Annotated in this window: 1 protein-coding gene; it reads left to right on the forward strand. The window is 67.1% G+C overall.

Annotation, left to right across the window (positions count from 1 at the left end; translation table 11 throughout):
* Positions 1 to 2,289, forward strand: a 2,289-nt coding sequence (locus MOV74_RS36190) for an EAL domain-containing protein (protein ID WP_246932068.1), incomplete at its 5' end; no start/stop codon positions are given.
* Between the last annotated feature and the right edge of the window lie 44 nt (positions 2,290 to 2,333).

Genomic DNA, 2,333 nt, shown 5'->3' on the forward strand with positions numbered 1-2,333 from the left:
CGCGCGACGCGCGGCCTCGGGCGTTTGGCCTGGCTCGGCCTCGATGCCGCCGTCAGCGGATGCGGCATCTGGGCGACGCACTTTATCGCGATGCTCGCCTACGGGCCGGGAGGCGCGGGCGCCTACAACATCCCGGTGACGATCCTGTCGTTGATCTTCGCGATCTCGGTGACCTTCGTGGGGCTGAGCATCGCCGTATCGTCCTTGCGCGCGGTGTGGATCCTTCTCGGCGGCGCCATCGTCGGCTCCGGTGTCGCGGCGATGCACTACACCGGCATGGCGGCGCTGGAGATACCTGCGCGGGTGGACTGGATCGGAAGCACGGTCACCGTCTCGGTGCTATCAGGAATTTTCTTTGCGGCACTCGCGTTGTTCGTGGCGGCGCGACGCGACAACCTCTTCCACGCGCTGGCGGCGACTGCGCTGCTGACGGTTGCCATCGTCGCGCATCATTTCACGGCGATGGGCGCGGTGCTATTGACGCCGGATCCGACGCTCGCGATCGGCGGCCTGTCGATCCCGCCGGCCTCGCTGTCCTTCCTCACCGCCAGCGCTGCGGTCGCGATCATCGCGATCGCACTCGTGGCCGCGTTGCTCGACCGCCGCGCCAGGGGCGAATTGGGTGCCCAGCAAATGGTTTTGGACACGGCGCTCGAGAACATGTCGCAGGGATTGTGCATGTTCGACGCTGACGGCAAGATCATCTTGTTCAACGAGCGCTACGCGGCGATGCTTCGCCGCACCGACATCGCGCTCACCGGCCGCCGGCTGGTCGACATATTGCGGGACGAGCAGGCCAAGGGCCAGTGGCAGGGCGACGCGAATGATTTCTTCGCCCGCCTCGTCGCCGACGCGCGCGAGGGCCGCACCACGACCGACGTCGTCAACCGGTTCGGCCGCTCCATCCGGGTGGTCAACCAGCCGATGCAGGGCGGCGGCTGGGTCGCGACCTTCGAGGACATCACCGAATGGCTGGAGGCGCAGGCCAAGATCTCACACATGGCGCGCCATGACGCGCTGACCAGCCTGCCGAACCGCGTGCTGTTCCACGAGCAGCTCGAGCAGGGGCTGCGCCGGACCAGGTCGGGTGATCAGCTCGCGGTGCTCTGTCTCGATCTCGATCACTTCAAGGACATCAACGATTCGCTCGGCCATCCCATCGGCGATGCGCTGCTGAGGGAGGTCGGCCGCAGGCTGACGGCCGGCGTCGGCGAAAGCGACACCGTGGCGCGGCTGGGCGGCGACGAGTTCGCCGTGGTCCAGATCGGACGTTCCGAGGAAGCCGCCGCGAGATCGCTCGCCGGCCGTCTCGTCGAGGTGATCTCCGCGCCTTACGAGATCGACGGTCATCAGATCGTGATCGGCGTCTCGATCGGCATCTCGCTGTCGCCGCAGGACAGCAGCAATCCGGACGAGCTGTTGAAGAATGCCGACCTCGCGCTGTATCGCGCCAAGGCGGACGGCCGCAGCACCTATCGCTTCTTCGAGACCGGCATGGACGCCCGCGCGCAGGCGCGTCGCCTCCTCGAGATGGATCTGCGCGCGGCGCTGCAGCGCGACGAGTTCGAGGCGTATTATCAGCCGATCCGCGACGTCGCCAGCGGCCGCGTCGTCGCGTTCGAGGCGCTGCTGCGCTGGAACCACCCGCAGCGCGGCCTGATTGCTCCGATCGACTTCATTCCTCTGGCCGAGGAGACCGGACTGATCGTCCAGCTCGGCGAATTCGTGCTGCGCTCCGCCTGTACTGACGCGGCCACCTGGCCGGACGATGTCGACCTCGCCGTCAACCTGTCGCCGGTCCAGTTCAAGAATCCGAACCTGATCACATCCGTGATCGCGGCGCTGGCCGCCTCGGGACTTCCGGCGCGCCGTCTCGAGCTCGAGATCACCGAATCCGTGCTGCTTCAGAACAGCGAGGCGACGCTGACCACCCTGCACGAGCTGCGGGCCCTGGGCGTGCGGATCTCGCTCGACGATTTCGGCACCGGCTATTCATCGCTGAGCTATCTGCGCAGCTTCCCGTTCGACAAGATCAAGATCGACCGCTCCTTCGTGTCGGAGCTGGCGACGCGCGAGGATTCCATGGCGATCATCCGCGCCGTGACCGGCCTTGGCCGCAGCCTCGGGATCGTCACCACCGCGGAAGGCGTCGAGAACGACGCGCAGCTCGAGCTGCTCAGGCGCGAGGGCTGCAACCAGGCGCAAGGCTATCTGTTCAGCAAGCCGCGGCCCGCCTCCGACGTGGCGATCATGCTGGACCGCCCGCGGCTGTTACGGGCGTCGGCTTAAGGGGTAGCCGCGGCGCAGCGCGAAATGCGCGCCGCAAAATGCCA

This window comes from Bradyrhizobium sp. SHOUNA76, from assembly GCF_023006445.1.
Classification (GTDB): domain Bacteria; phylum Pseudomonadota; class Alphaproteobacteria; order Rhizobiales; family Xanthobacteraceae; genus Bradyrhizobium.